Origin of the sequence: Streptomyces sp. NPDC001868 (assembly GCF_040297125.1) — a bacterium.
Lineage (GTDB): Bacteria > Actinomycetota > Actinomycetes > Streptomycetales > Streptomycetaceae > Streptomyces.
Genome location: NZ_JBEOYO010000002.1, coordinates 305,778 through 322,672 on the forward strand (window position 1 = coordinate 305,778; position 16,895 = coordinate 322,672).

Below are 16,895 nucleotides of genomic sequence, written 5' to 3' on the forward strand. Positions count from 1 at the left end.
TCTTTCGACAGCCTTGGCGAAATTGGGACTTTACCGGTTCAGTAACAGGCTGCCAGAGTGCCGAACCAGCCATCCATCCACGCGCTCGTCCCTCTCTTCATCCCACCCGTGCTCGTCCGTCCCGAACGGAGCTGGTGCACATGAACCACCGGAAGACGCTCACCGGAACACTGCTGGCGGCCACGCTGCTCGCGTCGGGCTGCACCGGCGGCGGAGGCAGCTCGAAAGGCGCCGAGGCAGAGGCGGCCGGCGACCCGTCACAGGTCTCCGGGACCATCACGGTCCTCACCCACCGGACGGACATCGTGCAGGACGGCACGATGACGAAGTACGCCGAGGAATTCAACAAGACCTATCCGAAGGTGAAGGTCGAGTTCGACGGGATCACCGACTACGAGGCCGAAGTCAAGATCCGGATGAACACGGAGAACTACGGCGACGTCCTCATGATCCCGGCCGTCATCCAGAAGAACGACTACCCCAAGTTCTTCGCCTCCCTGGGCACCCAGAAGGAACTGGGCGAGAAATACCGCTTCACCGGCTTCACCACCGTCGACGGCAAGGTCTACGGCCAGAGCCCCATGGGCGCGACCCCCGGATTCCTCTACAACAAGCGGATCTGGGCCGAGGCCGGCGTCACCGAATGGCCCACCACCCCGGCGGAGTTCCTCACCGCCCTGAAGGCCGTCAAGTCCAGGACCGACGCCATCCCGTACTACACCAACTTCGCCGCCCAGTGGCCGCTGACCCAGTGGACGTACATCAACGGCTCGGTCAGCTGCGACACCGGCGCCACCACCAGGCTCGCGGAGGGCAACCCCTGGGGCGAGGACGGCGAACTGCGCGTGGGCGACCGGCTGTTGTACGACATCGTGGACCAGGGCCTGATCGAGAAGGACCCGGCGACCACGAACTGGGAGAACTCCAAACCCCGGTTGGCGAAGGGCGAGATCGCCACGGCGTGGCTCGGCAGCTGGGCGATCATCCAGTTCCGGCAGGCGGCCGAGAAGGCCGGAGCGGACCCCGACGACATCGGGTTCATGCCGTTCCCCGCCCGGGTCGACGGCAAGGCCTGCGCGATCGCCACCCCCGACTACAACCAGGCCGTCAACATCCACTCCGAGCACAAGAAGGCGGCCCGCGCCTGGATCGACTGGTTCACCGACAAGTCGGGCTACGCGGCGGACAACCTCTCGATCTCGACACTCAAGGACGCGCCGCTGCCCGAGGTGCTCAGGCCGTACGAGGAGCAGGGCGTCGAACTGATCGAACTCGACGACACCGAGGGCGGCACGGTCAAGGAGATCGACAGCGCCTCCGAGGTCGGGATCTACGGCCCCGCCTACCGTCAGGAACTGGTCGACCTCGCCCGAGGGGCCAAGGACGGTGACGTCGACGACTTCCTCGACGACCTGGGCAAGCGCTGGACCGAGGCAGAGAAGACCGTGGGGTCCTGATGCCCCACACGCGTACGACGGACCCCTCGCACGCGACGAAGAAGGTGGCGCGGCCCTCGACGGCCGCGCCCCGGCCCTCCGTACCCCGGCGCGTTCCACGCAAGGTGCGCCTGTGGCGGAAGCTCACCCCCTGGCTCTTCCTCGCCGCCCCGCTGGCCCTCCTGATCGCCTTCACGTACGCCCCGGTCGCCAACATGCTGGCGTACAGCTTCACCGACTGGGACGGCGTCAGCCCCGAACTGAGCTACACGGGCGCCGACAACTACATCGAGATCTTCACCCGCCCCGAGCTGTTCCAGGTCTTCTTCGTCAGCGGCTACTACCTGGCCGCCTCGGCCCTCCAAATAGGGCTCGCCCTCTACTTCGCGACGGTCCTCAGCTTCGACATCCGCTTCCGGAACCTCTTCAAGGGCCTTCTCTTCTTCCCGTACCTGATCAACGGCGTCGCGATCGGCTTCGTCTTCCTCTACTTCTTCCAGGACGGCGGCACCCTCGACTCGGTCCTCGCCCTCCTCGGCCACGAGTCCGACCGCGCCTGGCTGGGCACCTCGACCTCCGCGAACATCTCCCTCGCGAGCGTCTCCGTCTGGCGCTACATGGGCCTGAACTTCGTGCTCTTCCTCGGTGCGATCCAGTCGATCCCGGGGGAGCTGTACGAGGCGGCCGAACTCGACGGGGCGGGCCGCTGGCACCAGTTCCGGTACATCATCGCGCCCGGTATCCGCCCGGTGCTGAGCCTGAGCGTGATCCTCTCGATCTCGGGATCCCTGTCGGTCTTCGAGATCCCGTACATCATGACGGGCGGCGCCACGGGCACCGAGACCTTCGTGATCCAGACGGTCAAGCTCGCCTTCCAGTTCAACAAGACGGGCCTCGCGTCCGCCGCCGCGGTCGTCCTCCTGCTGATCATCCTGGCGGTGACGTGGCTGCAGCGCCGACTGGTCCCCGACGACAGGGTGGACCTCGTATGACGACACTGACGACCCCAACCCCGGTGACCCGCAGGCGAGTTGCCCGCACCCTCACCTATCTCTCCCTGGTCGGCGCGTCGGCCGTGGTCCTCCTGCCCCTCCTGGTGGTCCTGCTGACCTCGCTCAAGACCGAGCGGCAGATGGCGGACGACAGCGGTGCCCTCACACCGCCGGACAGCTTCCTGAACTTCGGGAACTACGCGACGGCCTTCCGTGACGGCGAGATGCTCGCCGCCTTCGGCAACACGGCCTTCATCCTCTTCTTCGCCGTCACCGGCACGGTCCTCATCGGCTCGATGGCGGCCTACGCGATCGACCGCTTCACCTTCCGCTTCCGGAAGCTGGTCGTCGCCCTCTTCCTCGTCGCCACCCTCGTCCCCGGCGTCACCACCCAGGTCGCGACCTTCCAGATCGTCGACAGCCTCGGCATGTTCGACACCCTCTGGGCCCCGATCGCCCTCTACATGGGCACCGACATCGTCTCGATCTACATCTTCCTGCAGTTCGTGCGCTCGATCCCGGTCTCCCTGGACGAGTCCGCCCGCCTGGACGGCGCCAACGCCTTCACGATCTACCGAAAGATCATCTTCCCGCTCCTGAAGCCGGCGATCGCCACGGTCGTCATCGTCAAGGGGATCACCGTCTACAACGACTTCTACATCCCCTTCCTCTACATGCCCTCCGACGACCTGGGAGTCATCTCCACCTCCCTCTTCCGCTTCAAGGGCCCCTTCGGCGCCCACTGGGAAACGATCTCGGCAGGAGCGGTCCTGGTGATCCTGCCGACCCTGATCGTCTTCCTGCTGCTCCAGAGGTTCATCTACAACGGCTTCATGAGGGGCGCGACGAAATAGGGGGTCACTGCCCGGCCGCCGGGTGTGCCAGGCCTTCAGGGGCGCGGGGCTGTTTCGATACGCGGCTCCGCCGCGTGGGCGCGACCGGCACCCGCGCCCACCACCCCACGGACGCCACTACGGCGCGCTCAGGCCTCCTTGCCCTTCACCACCGCGGACAACGCCCCCACCAGCACCGGCGTCACCAGCTCGACCTGCCAGGCCCGCGCCCCGTACCCCGCGAGCGCCGCCCCCACCGCCTCCGCGTCCAGCGACTTCGGCGGTTCCCAGCAGAGCCGCCGCACCGTGTCCGGAGTGATCAGATTCTCCTGGGGCATGGCGAGCTGCTCGGCGAGAGCGCTCACCCCGGCCCGCGCCGCCGACAACCGGGCCGCGGCGGCCGGGTCCTTGTCGGCCCAGGCCTTCGGCGGCGGCGGCCCGGTCACGGGCTGCCCATGCGCCGGCAGCGCCGAGTCGGGCAGCGCCCTCGCCCGGTCCACCGCGGCCTGCCACTGCTCCAGCTGCCGCCGCCCCATCCGATGCCCGAACCCGGTCAACGCGGCGAGCGCGTGCGCGTTGACCGGCAGCGCCAGGGACGCCTCGACGATCGCCGCGTCGCTCAGCACCTTGCCCGGCGACACGTCCCGCCGCTGCGCGATCCGGTCCCGCGCCTCCCACATCTCCCGTACGACCGCCATCTGCCGCCGGCGCCGCACCTTGTGCATCCCGGACGTACGACGCCACGGGTCCTTGCGGGGCTCCGCCGGCGGCGCGGAGGCGATCGCGTCGAACTCCTGGCGCGCCCACTCCAGCTTCCCCTGCCGGTCCAGCTCCTTCTCCAGGGCGTCCCGCAGGTCCACGAGCAGTTCCACGTCGAGCGCCGCGTACCGGAGCCAGGGCTCGGGCAGCGGGCGGGTCGACCAGTCGACGGCCGAGTGGCCCTTCTCGAGGACATAGCCGAGGACGCTCTCGACCATCGCGCCGAGGCCGACCCGGGGGAACCCGGCGAGCCGGCCGGCCAGCTCCGTGTCGAAGATCAGGGTCGGGACCATGTCTATCTCGCGCAGACAGGGCAGGTCCTGGGTGGCCGCGTGGAGCACCCACTCCACTCCGGAGAGCGCCTCGCCGAGGCCGGAGAGGTCGGGGCAGGCGACGGGGTCGATGAGCGCGGTGCCCGCGCCCTCACGGCGCAGCTGCACCAGATAGGCGCGCTGGCCGTAGCGGTAACCGGACGCGCGTTCGGCGTCCACGGCTACGGGGCCGGTGCCCGCGGCGAAGGCGGCGATCACCTCGGCGAGCGAGGACTCGTCGGCGATCACGGCCGGAATGCCGTCCCGTGGCTCCAGCAAAGGGATCGGCGCCCCCGCTTCAGAAGATCCGCCGTCGTCCGGAGGGGCGCCTCCGGTGGTTCGCAGGGTCCTGTCTGCTGCGGTCTCTTGGGCGTCGGTCACCTGTCAAGGGTATCTGTGTATGGACATGGCCCGCCGACGGAACGTTCCGCCGACGGGCCTTCCAGGGGCGTAAACAAGTCATGTGTCACACGTGTCAGTGAATGTTCCCGGCGAACCGGGAGAGGCCGGACATCGGCGAACGATCCCGGCCCCTGCCTGTCGCGGTGTCCCTGGCGTCAGTGGATGATCCCGGTACGCAGGGCCACCGCCACCATTCCGGCACGGTCGCCGGTGCCGAGCTTGCGTGCGATACGGGCCAAGTGGCTCTTGACCGTGAGTGCGGACAGGCCCATGGAGACGCCGATCGCCTTGTTCGACTGTCCCTCCGCGACGAGGCGCAGCACCTCGACCTCGCGGCCCGACAGCTCCCGGTAGCCGCCAGGGTGGCTCGGGGCTCCCGGGGGGCGGCGGTGCATACGGGCGGCGGAGCCGATGGGGGCGGCACCCGGGCGGGTGGGCAGTCCGATGTTGGTACGGGTGCCGGTGACGACGTATCCCTTCACACCGCCCGCGAGGGCGTTGCGTACGGCGCCGATGTCGTCCGCGGCGGACAGGGCGAGGCCGTTGGGCCAGCCCGCCGCGCGGGTCTCGGAGAGGAGGGTCAGGCCGGAACCGTCCGGCAGGTGAACGTCCGCGACGCAGATGTCACGGGGGTTGCCTACGCGGGGACGCGCCTCGGCGATGGACGAGGCCTCGATGACATCGCGGACCCCGAGGGCCCACAGGTGCCGGGTCACGGTGGACCGGACCCGGGGGTCGGCCACCACCACCATCGCGGTCGGTTTGTTCGGACGGTAGGCGACCAGGCTTGCGGGCTGCTCGAGGAGAACGGACACCAGGCCTCCTGGGTGCGGGACGGGGGGCGGGCTCGCCGGGCTCGTGGGGTCGAAGCCGGGACGAACCGTGCTTTCAAGGTCACAGAGGTCTTCGGCACCAAACCTCTGCTCCTTTAGAGAATGATCACGATTTAGTGAGTAACAATCCGTGCAATTCGGACACATCTTCGATCATTCGAAGACCGAACGGTGTCGCTTCACGTCGATACAAGGCCGAAAGTGGCCGTATCGACAAAGTGATGGTTTCCGTCGGCGTGGTTGCTCGCACACAAAAAGGACCGTGCTCCACAGAGCACGGTCCTGATGAGACGTACGGGACGTACGGGACGATCAGCGGGACTGCGGCCCCCGCCGCTGCGGCAGCGTCACCACCGCCGCGTCACCCGGGTCCACCGCCGGGGGCAGTCCCGCGATCTGGGCGAGCAGGTCGCACCACGAGGCGAGATGCGCGGCGGTGTCGGGCACACCGCCCAGCACCTCACGGGGGGTCCACGACGCCCGGATCTCGATCTGCGACGCGGCCGGCCGCGTCGCCAGCCCGCCGAAGTAGTGCGAGCTCGCCCGCGTCACCGTCCCGCTCGGCTCGCCGTACGACAGCCCCCGGGACTGCAGCGCGCCGGTCAGCCACGACCAGCAGACCTCCGGCAGCAGCGGATCGGCCGCCATCTCGGGCTCCAGCTCCGCCCGGACCAGGGTCACCAGCCGGAAGGTGCCCTGCCAGGCGTCGTGCCCCGCTGGGTCGTGCAGCAGGACGAGCCGGCCGTCGGCCAGATCCTCGTCGCCCTCGACGACCGCGGCCTCCAGGGCGTACGCGTACGGGGCGAGCCGCTGGGGCGCCTTGGTGGACTCGATCTCGATCTCCGGCCGCAGCCGGGTGGCCCGCAGCGCTTCGACGGCGGAGCGGAACGGCAGCGGTGCCGTCTCCATCGCATCGCGCTCCCCCTCCTTCGCGTCGTCCATTCCGCCAGCGCCGTCCGACAGTCGTCCCTGAGCCGCAGCCATGCCGGAACATTAAGGGGAACCGGGCCCCGGCGCAGGGCAAGACACCCGTGCGCTGGGTCACGGTCGCATCGCGCTCAGCGAACGGAGGCCGCCGCGGTGGCCGGGAACGGTGGCCGGAAAAGCAGGGGCTCCTGTTGTCCACAGCCCCGGCCGTCACCGTCAAGCGGGCGTGCGAGACTTTGCTTCGTGAGTGCCAACGCCAGCCCCTCGGGCCACCAGCCGACCGCCACGTACAACTCCGCTTTCCTGAAGGCGTGCAGGCGTGAACCCGTGCCGCACACACCGGTGTGGTTCATGCGGCAGGCCGGGCGCTCGCTCCCCGAGTATCTGAAGGTGCGCGAGGGCATCGGCATGCTGGATTCCTGCATGCGGCCCGAGCTGGTCACGGAGATCACCCTCCAGCCGATCCGCCGGCACCACGTGGACGCGGCGATCTACTTCAGCGACATCGTCGTCCCGCTCAAGGCCATCGGTATCGACCTCGACATCAAGCCCGGCGTCGGCCCCGTCGTCGAGAAGCCGATCCGCAGCCGCGCCGACCTCGCCCAGCTCCGCGACCTGACCCCCGAGGACGTCTCGTACGTCACCGAGGCGATCAAGCTGCTCACCGCCGAGCTCGGCGAGACCCCCCTCATCGGCTTCGCGGGCGCCCCCTTCACCCTCGCCAGCTATCTCGTCGAGGGCGGCCCGTCCCGCACGTACGAGAACGCCAAGGCGATGATGTACGGCGACCCCGAGCTCTGGGCCGACCTGCTCGACCGCCTCGCCGGGATCACCTCGGCGTTCCTCAAGGTCCAGATCGAGGCCGGCGCCTCAGCCGTCCAGCTCTTCGACTCCTGGGCCGGAGCCCTCGCCCCCGCCGACTACCGCCGCTCGGTGCTCCCCGCCTCCGCGAAGGTCTTCAAGGCCGTCGAGTCGTACGGCGTCCCGCGCATCCACTTCGGTGTCGGCACCGGCGAGCTCCTCGGCCTGATGGGCGAGGCCGGGGCGGACGTCGTCGGCGTCGACTGGCGTGTCCCGCTCGACGAGGCCGCCCGCCGCGTCGGCCCCGGCAAGGCGCTCCAGGGGAACCTGGACCCGACGGTCCTGTTCGCCGGCACCGAGGCCGTCGAGACCAAGACCCGCGAGGTCCTCGACTCGGCCGCCGGACTGGAGGGCCACATCTTCAACCTCGGCCACGGCGTCATGCCCAGCACCGACCCGGACGCCCTGACCCGGCTCGTGGAGTACGTCCACACGCAGACCGCTCGGTAGACGCTCCCGGGTCACCAGCCGGGCCGCGCCCGTCTGCCGAACAGCAGGCCGCGTGGCTCGGGCGGTGGCGGGGTGCCGGGGCGCAGGGGCCAGGCGAGGAGCATGCCGGCGACGAAGCCGACGAGGTGGGCCGCGTACGCCACCGAGCCGATGTCGGAGACGCCCTCGCCGGAGGAGTAGACGGCCTGGAGCACGAACCAGGAGCCCAGCACCAGCCAGGCGGGCAGTCTCAGCGGCAGGAAGACCAGGAACGGGACGAGCACCCAGACCCTGGCCTTCGGATAGAGGACGAGATACGCGCCGAGGACCCCGGCGATGGCCCCGGACGCGCCGATCAGGGGGTCGCCGGAGTCGGCGTTGAGGAACGCGTAGCCGTACGAGGCCGCGTAGCCGCAGGCGACGTAGAAGAGCGCGAACCGTACGTGGCCGAGCCGGTCCTCGATGGTGGTGCCGAAGATCAGCAGGAACAGCATGTTGCCGAGCAGGTGCAGCCAGCCGCCGTGCAGGAACAGCGCGGTGAGGACGGACAGCCCGGGCGACTTGTCGTAGCCCGGCGGGCCCAGCGCGCAGCCGCCCGAGCGCGCGAGTTCGCCGGTGGGCACCAGCTGCGGCAGCTGATGACGGATCAACTCCTGCGGCACCGCCGCGTACCGCTCCAGGAACGCCTGGGTGTGGCACAGCCGGGCCAGCTCGCTGTCCCCCGGCACGGAACCGGCGAGACCCGGCATGAAGACGAAGACGAAGACGCTCGCGGCGATGAGTGCGTATGTCACGTAGGGCGTGCGGCCCACGGGGTTCACGTCATGGACGGGGATGACCACACCGGACTTGTGCCCTGGAAACGGGGCCGGAATCAGCGAGGCCAGTGCCGGTGCGGGCCTCGGTGCCGAGGTCGGTGAACGTGTGGGGCGGGTGGTGCGTATGACTTCTCAACCCCGGATCTACGTATCTACGTGAGGAAACAGGCGATGAACGACCGAGTTGCCCCGGCGATGCACGCCACCCCCGATGGAGAGGCCGAGATCTCGCTGGTGGTGCGGCTGCCCTGGGAGGACGTCGCCGCGCTCGGCCAGGAGGCCGGGCGGTTGGCCGCGCGGATGCAGCGGCCGGTGACGCTGGACGAGGCCGTGAGCCATCGGTTGCGGTCGGCCCGGCCGGCGGCGGCGCATGCGAAGCCGGCGACCGCGCCTGCGGCGCCTGCCGCCGTGACCTCGGCCGCGTCGGTGTCGTCGTTGCCGGCTCGGCCGCCGGCGGAGCAGGCTCGGCAGGCCATCGATCGGATCACCGGTACGTCGGCTGTGTGACGGGGGCGCCGCAGGGGTGCCTGTGCGTTGCCGGCTGCGGGTGCGTCGTGGCCGGTCGCGCAGTTCCCCGCGCCCCTTCAGGGCGCGGGCGTGGCCCCCTGATTACGAGGCGCCCGCCCTTACCGCCGCCGTCGCCTTTCTCGCCGCGACCAGGATCGGGTCCCAGACCGGGGAGAAGGGTGGGGCGTAGCCGAGGTCCAGGGCGGTCATCTGTTCCACCGTCATGCCTGCCGTGAGGGCTACGGCGGCGATGTCGACGCGCTTGCCCGCGCCCTCCCGGCCGACGATCTGGACGCCGAGGAGGCGGCCGGTGCGGCGTTCGGCGAGCATCTTGACCGTCATGAGGGCGGCGCCCGGGTAGTAGCCGGCGCGGCTGGTGGACTCGATGGTGACGGTGACGTACTGGAGGCCGGCGCGGTCGGCGTCCTTCTCGCGGAGGCCGGTGCGGGCGATCTCCAGGTCGCAGACCTTGCTGACGGCGGTTCCGACGACACCGGGGAAGGTGGCGTAGCCGCCTCCGACGTTGGCGCCGATGATCTGGCCGTGCTTGTTGGCGTGGGTGCCGAGCGGGATGTGGCGCTGCCGGCCGGAGACCAGGTCGAGGACCTCGACGCAGTCGCCGCCGGCCCAGATGTTCTCGTGGCCCCGGACGCGGAGCGAGAGGTCGGTCAACAGGCCGCCGTGGTCGCCCAGGGGCAGGCCCGCCGCCTTCGCGAGGCCCGTCTCGGGGCGTACGCCGATGCCGAGGACGACCACGTCCGCCGGGTACTCGGCGTCCTCCGTGACGACCGCGCGGACCCGGCCGTCGGCGCCGGTGCGCAGGGCGGTGACCTCGGCGTCGTCGACCATCGTGATGCCCAGGCCCTCCATGGCCTTGTGCACCAGTCGGCCCATGTCCGGGTCCAGCGTGGACATGGGCTCCTTGCCGCGGTTGACGACCGTGACCTCGTACCCCCGGTTGATGAGCGCCTCGGCCATCTCCACGCCGATGTAGCCCGCGCCGACGACCACCGCGCGGCGGCCCTCGGTGGCGGTGAGGGTGTCCAGGAGGGCCTGGCCGTCGTCCAGGGTCTGCACGCCGTGCACCCCGGGGGCGTCGACGCCGGGCAGGTCGGGGCGGATCGGGCGGGCGCCGGTCGCGATGACGAGTTTGTCGTACGCGGTCCAGGACTCGGTGCCGGAATCGAGGTCCCGCGCGCGGACGCGGGAGCCCTCGGCGTCGATCTCCACGACCTCCGTACGCATCCGCAGATCGATGTCGCGGGCCCGGTGCTCCTCGGGCGAGCGGGCGATGAGCCGGTCGCGTTCGGGGACGTCGCCGCCCACCCAGTAGGGGATGCCGCACGCGGAGTAGGAGGTGAAGTGGCCCCGCTCGAACGCCACGATCTCCAGCTCGTCGGGCCCCCGCAGCCTGCGCGCCTGCGACGCGGCGGACATACCCGCCGCGTCGCCTCCGACGACCACCAGGCGTTCCCTCGAACGTTCTTCAGCGCGGCTCATGTTCATGGGAACACGCTACGGGGGCCCGGCATTTCAGGTCCGCCTCACTCCTGATCCTCCTTGACCGGCGCGGCGGCCGGGAGCGAACCCGCGGTACCCGCCGTGGCCGTCGCCGGGGCGGGGCGGCGGGAGCGGGCGAAGCGGAACCACAGCAGTAGGACGATCGCGGCCGCGACCGCGAAGGGAAGCACCGCGGCGAGGGCCATGCCCAGCCAGCGGAACACGGCGACGAACGCGTTCCAGCCGCCCGCCAGCGCGTCCAGGAAGCCGGGGTCGTCGTCCTTGGCGGCCTTCTTCACCGCGGTCTCGGACAGGGACAGCGTGATGGTGGCGAGGCTCGTGCGGTCCTTGAGGGACTTCTGCTGGGCGAGCAGTGACTCCAGGTCGGCCTGACGACTGCTCAACTCGCCTTCCAGGGTGACCACGTCGCTGAGCTTGGTCGCCCGGTCCATCAGCTCGCGGATACGGGCCACACTCGCCTGCTGCGTCTTGATCCGGCTCTCCACGTCGACGACCTGGTCGGTGACGTCCTCGGCCTTCGTCTTGCGCTCGATCAGCGTGCCGGTGCCCTCCAGTTCGGTGAGGACCTCGTCGTACTTCTCGGTGGGCACGCGCAGGACGACCCGGGTGCGTTCGCGGTCCTTGCCGTCACGGGTCGTGGACTCGTTGCCGATGAACCCGCCCGCGTTCTCCACGGTGGTACGGGCCTCGTCCAGGGCCTTCGGCACGTTCTTGACCCGTACGGTCAGGGTGGCGGTGCGGATGATGTGGTTCGGGGCGATCTGGGGCGGCGCGTCGGCGGCCTTGCCGTTGTCCGTGTAACCGCCGCCGGCGCTCGCGCTGCCGGGCGCGCCCTCCTGCTGGGCCGCGTTCTCGTCGACCTTGCTCTTCGCGGCGTCGTCCGCCCCGCCGCTCATGGTGTCGGCCCCGCTGTCGGCGCTGCAGCCGGTGAGTGCCAGGGCGGCGGCGAGGAACAGGGCCGCCAGGGCCCCTGCGGGCCGCCGGGAACGTCGTACGTGTGTTTCGGCCATTGCGGCGTACCCCCCGAAGGTCGTGACAGGCGGGGCTCACCCGCCTTGCTGATGCTCCTTCGACGCCGGAGGGGCCCGGAACGTTGGACGGAAGCGGTCCCGAAGCGGTCACGGTCGGGACTCGGTGCGGCCACGCACCCCTCGTGGGCCGGCGGCGGACCGGCGGCATGACTGTCAGTGACATCTGAGAGGGTGGAGACATGAGCGGATCACGTACGGACGTCGGGCGCGACGCCGGGCATGTCGTCGTCATCGGGGCCGGGATCGCGGGGCTGGCCGCCGCGCACAAGCTGCTGGACCGTGGCGCGAGAGTGACCGTCCTGGAGGCCTCGGACCGGGTCGGCGGCAAGCTGCTGCCCGGCGAGATCGCGGGCGCCCGCGTCGACCTCGGCGCCGAGTCGATGCTGGCCCGCCGCCCCGAGGCGGTCGCCCTCGCGCGCGAGGTGGGCCTCGCCGACCGGCTCCAGCCGCCCGCCTCCGCCTCCGCCTCCCTCTGGACCCGGGGCGCCCTGCGGCCCATGCCCAAGGGGCACGTCATGGGTGTTCCCGGCACCGCGTCCGCCCTCGCCGGGGTCCTGTCCGACGAGGGCCTGACCCGTATCGAGCGCGACGCCGACCTCCCGCGCACCGAGGTCGGCGACGACGTGGCGGTGGGGGAGTACGTGGCGGCCCGCCTCGGCCGGGAGGTCGTCGACCGCCTGGTGGAACCCCTGCTCGGCGGGGTCTACGCCGGCGACGCGTACCGTATCTCGATGCGCTCGGCCGTCCCGCAGCTCTACCAGGCCGCCCTGACCCACACCTCCCTCACCGAGGCCGTCCGGGGCATCCAGGAGCGTGCCGCCGCCGCTCAGCAGACCGGGCCGGTGTTCATGGGCATCGAGGGCGGCATCGGGCAACTGCCCCTCGCGGTCGCCGAGTCGGTGCGGGCGCGCGGCGCCGAGATCCGTACCCGGACGCCCGTCACGGAGCTGCGCCGCGAGGCCTCCGGCGGCTGGCGCGTCGTCACCGGAGACACCGACGGCGCTGGGGGCACCGGGGAGCGTGTGCTGCACGTGGACGCCGTGGTCGTGGCCGTCCCCGCACCGGTCGCCGCCGGTCTCCTCCGCGCCGAGGCGCCCGAGGCCGCCGCCGAACTGTCCGGCGTCGAGTACGCCTCGATGGCCCTGGTCACCCTCGCCTACCGCCGTGCCGACGTGGCCCTCCCCGAGGGCAGCGGCTTCCTGGTCCCGCCGGTCGACGGCCGCACGATCAAGGCGTCCACCTTCTCCTCCCAGAAGTGGGGCTGGGTCGCCGACGAGAACCCGGACCTGCTGGTCCTGCGCACCTCGGTCGGCCGGTACGGCGAGACGGCGATCCTGGACCACGACGACACCCACCTCGTGGACGTGTCGCGAACCGACCTGCGCGAGGCCACCGGCCTGACCGCCACTCCCCTCGACACCCGCGTCACCCGCTGGGACGGCGGCCTGCCCCAGTACCCGGTGGGCCACCACGCGCGCGTGGCCCGGGTCCGCGAGCACATCGGCAAGCTGCCGGGCCTCGCGGTCTGCGGCGCGGCCTACGACGGCGTCGGCATCCCCGCCTGCGTCGCGAGCGCCGCGGCCGCCGTCGACCAGATCCACGGCGACCTGCGCACGGTGCGGGACCTCACCGCCCACCCGGTGCGGAGCCCGCACGGCGGAGCGGGAGAATAGGCACCATGAGCGACGTCGCCCCCACCACCGAGCCCGGCCGTATCCCGAACAAGGGCAAGCTGGCCAAGGACCTCAACGAGGTCATCCGCTACACCCTGTGGTCCGTCTTCCGGCTGAAGGACGTGCTGCCGGAGGACCGCACCGGTTACGCCGACGAGGTCCAGGAGCTGTTCGACCAGCTCGCCGCGAAGGACGTGACCGTCCGCGGCACGTACGACGTGTCGGGCCTGCGCGCCGACGCCGACCTGATGATCTGGTGGCACGCCGAGACCGCCGACCAGCTCCAGGAGGCGTACAACCTCTTCCGCCGCACCAGGCTGGGCCGCGCGCTCACCCCGGTGTGGTCGAACATGGCGCTGCACCGCCCCGCCGAGTTCAACCGCTCGCACATCCCGGCGTTCCTCGCCGACGAGACGCCCCGTGACTACGTCAGCGTCTACCCCTTCGTGCGCTCCTACGACTGGTACCTGCTGCCCGACGAGGACCGCCGCCGTATGCTCGCCGACCACGGCAAGATGGCCCGCGGCTTCCCGGACGTCCGCGCCAACACGGTCGCCTCGTTCTCGCTCGGCGACTACGAGTGGCTCCTCGCCTTCGAGGCCGACGAGCTGTACCGCATCGTCGACCTCATGCGTCACCTCCGCGCCTCGGAGGCCCGTATGCACGTCCGCGAGGAGGTGCCGTTCTACACGGGCCGCAGGAAGTCGGTGGCGGAACTGGTCGCGGGCCTGGCGTAGGCCCCATGAGGGGCGCGGGGCCGTCACACAGGCGGCTCCGCCGCGCGGGCGCGATCAGCCACGACCGACCCGCAGTGTCCCCGCGGCCCCGACCCGCGCGGCGCCCGGCTGCTGTTCCGGCCGTGGGGCGCACGCGGCTCTCCGGTCCGGCACCCGCCCTTCCAACAGGTACGCCTCCACATACCCGTTGACGCATTTGTTGGGCCCGCCCGAGACCCCGTGGTTCCCGGCGTCCCGCTCGGTCACCAGCACCGACCCCCACAGCCGCCGGTGCAGTTCGATCGCCCCGTCGTACGGCGCCGCCGCATCCCGTTCGGCCGCGAGGATCAGCGTCGGCGGCAGCTCACCCGGCCCGGTCCGCACGTCCAGTGGTCGCTGACGCGGCCCGTCCCAGTACGCGCACGGCAGGTTCGTCCACACGTTGTCCCACGTCTCGAAGGGCGCGGTCCGCGCGAGCCGCGTGTTGTCGCGGTCCCAGTCCCGCCACCGCGTCGGCCAGGGCCCGTCGTTGCACTCGACGGCCGTGTAGACGGCCTTGGCGTTCTCCTGCTCGACGGCCGCCTCCGGGTACGGACCGGCGATCTGCACCAGCGGCTTCGGGTCGCCCTTCAGATACGCGGAGAGCGCCAGCGCGCGCTGCGGCCAGTAGTCGTCGTAGTACGCGGCCTGCAGGAACGCGCCCTGCAACTGCCCCGGCCCCACCTTGCCACCGGCGGGTTTCGCGGCCAGCCGCGCCGCCGCCCGCCGATAGCTCCGCAGCACCTTCTCGGGGGTGTCGCCCAGCCCGTACACCCGGTGGTGCTTGGCGGCCCAGGTCCGGAAGTCCGCCCAGCGTCCCTCGAACGCGGCCGACTGGTCGAGGTTGTTGCGGTACCAGATCTGCTCGGGGTCCGGGTTCACCGCCGAGTCGAGGACCATCCGGCGTACGTGCGAGGGGAACAGCGAGGCGTACAGCGCGCCGAAGTACGTGCCGTACGACGCCCCCATGAACGTCAGCCGGGGCTCGCCGAGCGCGGCGCGCAGGACGTCCAGGTCACGGGCGTTGTTGAGGGAGTGGTAGTGCCGCAGCGCGCTGCCGCCCCGCTCCGCGCACCCGCGCGCGTACGCCTTGGCCTGTGCGATCCGCTTCTTCTTGTACGCCTCCGAAGGGTGCGTCGGCGCCGGTGAGGGCCCCCGGTGCAGTCGCTTCGGGTCCTGGCAGGACAGCGGCGCCGACCGCCCGACCCCGCGCGGGGCGTAGCCGACGAGGTCGTACGCGGCGCCGATCCGCTTCCACTCCGGGAGGTGGCCGATGAGCGGGAAGAACATGCCGGAGGCGCCGGGCCCGCCCGGATTGAACACGAGCGCCCCCTGCCGGGCGACCTTCCTGCCCTGGGCGTTCTTCCCCTTGGCCCTGATCCGGCTGACGGTCAGCGAGATCCGCCGGCCGTCGGGCCGCGCGTAGTCGAGCGGCACCTCGACCTTCCCGCACTCCACCCCGTCCGGCAGCCCCTCCACCACCGGGCACTTCCCGAACCGAATGCCCTCCTCGGTGGCCGGGGCGGCGGCGAGGCCGCTCAGCAGCACCGCCCCGACAGTCCCGTACAGAACGGCAGCCCGCATGGCGCATCCCTCCGAAGCCCGACAGCGACAAAGGGATGTTTGGCGTGAAATCGGGTGAATGTAAAGCACTGTCCGGCAGTGTCGCCGCTTCTACCGATGATCGAACGCGGCCCGCAGCTCGGGAGACTCCACCGCCCCCACTCCCCAGACGGCCACGGAGACGAGGTCCGCCACGTCACTGCCGCCCCGACCCACCACGGCCCCCAGCACCCGCATCCCCTCCGCCGACGCCCACCGCGTGCCCCAGGGCCCCTCGACGCGTGCGACGACCAGACAGCTGAGCGTCAGCACCAGCGGCAGTGCGAACCACAGCGCGATCAGCAGGCGCTGCTCCTCGAAGCCCTGCGAGGGCAGCATCAGCGCCAGCGCCCCCAACCCGCACACGCCCAGTGCGGCGCCCCGTACCTGGGTGACCGCGTCGGCCACACCCGTGCGCGCGGCGTCGGGCACGGCCAGCCCCGCCGCGACGAGCCGGTCGGAGAGCCGGCGTACGGACTCGGCGGCCGCGGCGGTCCGTCGTACGGGCGCGATCCGGGACTGTCCGCCGGGGCCTATCGCGCCTATGACGGACCGTTCCATCTCGTCCCGTCCGTCCGGGTCCACGACGGTGGCCCAGCCGGTGTGGGCGAGGAGGAGCCGGCGCTGACGGGCCATGGAGACGAGGGTGAGGTCGGCGACACGTGCCGGACCGCCGGACAGGAACGCCGCCTCGTACAGCGTGAGCCGGTGGCAGTGGTGGACCCGGTCCGCGTGGGCGTCGGTGTCGGCCGCCGCCGCCCGCAGCGAGGTCAGGCACAGTCGGGCACAGGACACGCCGGCGGCGGCCCAGGCCAGGAGGAGGAAGAGGACCCAGAGCATGGCGTGTTTCTATGCGGCGGCCCGGGGCGGGGGCGCGCGATGTCCGTAATCCGGAGGGAAGGTTCCCGGTCTCTTCCGTTTGGTCGCCGTTGCGGCCCGCAATTGCCAGGCTCCGTGAGGGGTGGGAGGGCCGAGTTGTAGGGTCCGGCCAAGGGGTGATCATGTCGGAGCGAGGCTGGGACGACGACGGCGGGTACCACGACGCGGTGCGGCGGGCCGAGCGGGCGACACGGTTCGGCTGGGCGGCGATCGGCGGCACGCTGGGGGCGCTCGGCTGCGCGCTGGCCGCCGCCGTCGTCGTCTGTGCGGTCGTCGTCGTGGCGCTCGCGTACGCCGTGGTGGCGATGCACTACTAGCCGACGCAC

Annotated in this window: 16 protein-coding genes; 8 read left to right on the plus strand and 8 right to left on the minus strand. The window is 71.2% G+C overall.

Annotated elements, in window-relative coordinates; all coding sequences use genetic code 11:
- Window positions 1-140: 140 nt before the first annotated feature.
- From ABT147_RS03730 to ABT147_RS03740, 3 genes are read left to right on the plus strand one after another with little or no spacing between them, the layout of a single operon-like run.
- Window positions 141-1,457 carry an ABC transporter substrate-binding protein gene (locus ABT147_RS03730; RefSeq protein ID WP_351402417.1) on the plus strand — a complete coding sequence of 439 codons (1,317 nt, stop codon included), beginning with the start codon at window positions 141-143 and terminating at the stop codon, window positions 1,455-1,457.
- Window positions 1,457-2,428: a carbohydrate ABC transporter permease gene (locus ABT147_RS03735; RefSeq protein ID WP_351402419.1), complete on the plus strand. Its 972-nt coding sequence runs from the start codon at window positions 1,457-1,459 to the stop codon at window positions 2,426-2,428. The genes ABT147_RS03730 and ABT147_RS03735 overlap by 1 nt, the downstream gene beginning before the upstream one ends.
- Window positions 2,425-3,282 (plus strand): carbohydrate ABC transporter permease, encoded by an 858-nt coding sequence (locus ABT147_RS03740; RefSeq protein ID WP_351402422.1) that lies wholly within the window; start codon window positions 2,425-2,427, stop codon window positions 3,280-3,282. The genes ABT147_RS03735 and ABT147_RS03740 overlap by 4 nt, the downstream gene beginning before the upstream one ends.
- 128 nt (window positions 3,283-3,410) lie before the next feature.
- Here the strand turns inward: ABT147_RS03740 and ABT147_RS03745 are convergent, their stop codons facing one another.
- The 3 genes from ABT147_RS03745 to ABT147_RS03755 form a co-directional block, all read right to left on the minus strand.
- Window positions 3,411-4,712, minus strand: a complete 1,302-nt coding sequence (locus ABT147_RS03745; protein WP_351402424.1) for an HRDC domain-containing protein — start codon at window positions 4,710-4,712, stop codon at window positions 3,411-3,413.
- A gap of 176 nt (window positions 4,713-4,888) precedes the next feature.
- Window positions 4,889-5,548, minus strand: coding sequence for a helix-turn-helix transcriptional regulator (locus tag ABT147_RS03750; protein ID WP_033529424.1), 660 nt, complete (start codon window positions 5,546-5,548; stop codon window positions 4,889-4,891).
- Window positions 5,549-5,878: 330 nt separating this feature from the next.
- Window positions 5,879-6,508 carry a DUF3000 domain-containing protein gene (locus ABT147_RS03755; protein WP_351402709.1) on the minus strand — a complete coding sequence of 210 codons (630 nt, stop codon included), beginning with the start codon at window positions 6,506-6,508 and terminating at the stop codon, window positions 5,879-5,881.
- 228 nt (window positions 6,509-6,736) lie between these two features.
- Between ABT147_RS03755 and hemE the strand changes: the two genes are divergently transcribed.
- Window positions 6,737-7,804, plus strand: a complete 1,068-nt coding sequence (hemE, locus tag ABT147_RS03760) for a uroporphyrinogen decarboxylase (RefSeq protein WP_351402427.1) — start codon at window positions 6,737-6,739, stop codon at window positions 7,802-7,804.
- A gap of 11 nt (window positions 7,805-7,815) precedes the next feature.
- Here the strand turns inward: hemE and ABT147_RS03765 are convergent, their stop codons facing one another.
- On the minus strand, window positions 7,816-8,625 hold the full coding sequence (locus ABT147_RS03765; RefSeq protein ID WP_351402429.1) for a rhomboid family intramembrane serine protease: 810 nt from the start codon (window positions 8,623-8,625) through the stop codon (window positions 7,816-7,818).
- A 147-nt stretch (window positions 8,626-8,772) separates the two neighbouring features.
- Here ABT147_RS03765 and ABT147_RS03770 point away from each other — a divergent pair, with 147 nt between their 5' ends.
- The gene (locus ABT147_RS03770; RefSeq protein WP_351402431.1) at window positions 8,773-9,108 is read left to right on the plus strand and encodes a hypothetical protein; all 336 of its coding nucleotides are present in this window, start codon (window positions 8,773-8,775) and stop codon (window positions 9,106-9,108) included.
- A 102-nt stretch (window positions 9,109-9,210) separates the two neighbouring features.
- Here ABT147_RS03770 and ABT147_RS03775 read toward each other — a convergent pair whose 3' ends face one another.
- Complete coding sequence (locus ABT147_RS03775; protein ID WP_351402434.1) at window positions 9,211-10,614, minus strand: FAD-dependent oxidoreductase; 1,404 nt, start codon at window positions 10,612-10,614, stop codon at window positions 9,211-9,213.
- A gap of 38 nt (window positions 10,615-10,652) precedes the next feature.
- Window positions 10,653-11,639 carry a DUF4349 domain-containing protein gene (locus ABT147_RS03780; RefSeq protein ID WP_351402436.1) on the minus strand — a complete coding sequence of 329 codons (987 nt, stop codon included), beginning with the start codon at window positions 11,637-11,639 and terminating at the stop codon, window positions 10,653-10,655.
- Between the two features lie 200 nt (window positions 11,640-11,839).
- Here ABT147_RS03780 and hemG point away from each other — a divergent pair, with 200 nt between their 5' ends.
- Both hemG and hemQ read left to right on the plus strand, forming a co-directional pair.
- Window positions 11,840-13,333, plus strand: a complete 1,494-nt coding sequence (gene hemG / locus ABT147_RS03785; protein WP_351402438.1) for a protoporphyrinogen oxidase — start codon at window positions 11,840-11,842, stop codon at window positions 13,331-13,333.
- 5 nt (window positions 13,334-13,338) lie between these two features.
- The gene (hemQ, locus tag ABT147_RS03790) at window positions 13,339-14,070 is read left to right on the plus strand and encodes a hydrogen peroxide-dependent heme synthase (RefSeq protein WP_351402440.1); all 732 of its coding nucleotides are present in this window, start codon (window positions 13,339-13,341) and stop codon (window positions 14,068-14,070) included.
- A gap of 54 nt (window positions 14,071-14,124) precedes the next feature.
- On the opposite strand, the gene ABT147_RS03795 is transcribed toward hemQ, so the two are convergent.
- Window positions 14,125-15,672, minus strand: a complete 1,548-nt coding sequence (locus ABT147_RS03795) for an alpha/beta hydrolase (RefSeq protein ID WP_351402442.1) — start codon at window positions 15,670-15,672, stop codon at window positions 14,125-14,127.
- Window positions 15,673-15,762: 90 nt separating this feature from the next.
- Window positions 15,763-16,530, minus strand: coding sequence for a TIGR04222 domain-containing membrane protein (locus tag ABT147_RS03800; protein WP_351402444.1), 768 nt, complete (start codon window positions 16,528-16,530; stop codon window positions 15,763-15,765).
- A gap of 161 nt (window positions 16,531-16,691) precedes the next feature.
- On the opposite strand from ABT147_RS03800, the gene ABT147_RS03805 reads away from it, so the two are divergent.
- Window positions 16,692-16,886 (plus strand): hypothetical protein, encoded by a 195-nt coding sequence (locus tag ABT147_RS03805; protein ID WP_351402446.1) that lies wholly within the window; start codon window positions 16,692-16,694, stop codon window positions 16,884-16,886.
- The last annotated feature ends 9 nt before the right edge of the window (window positions 16,887-16,895 follow it).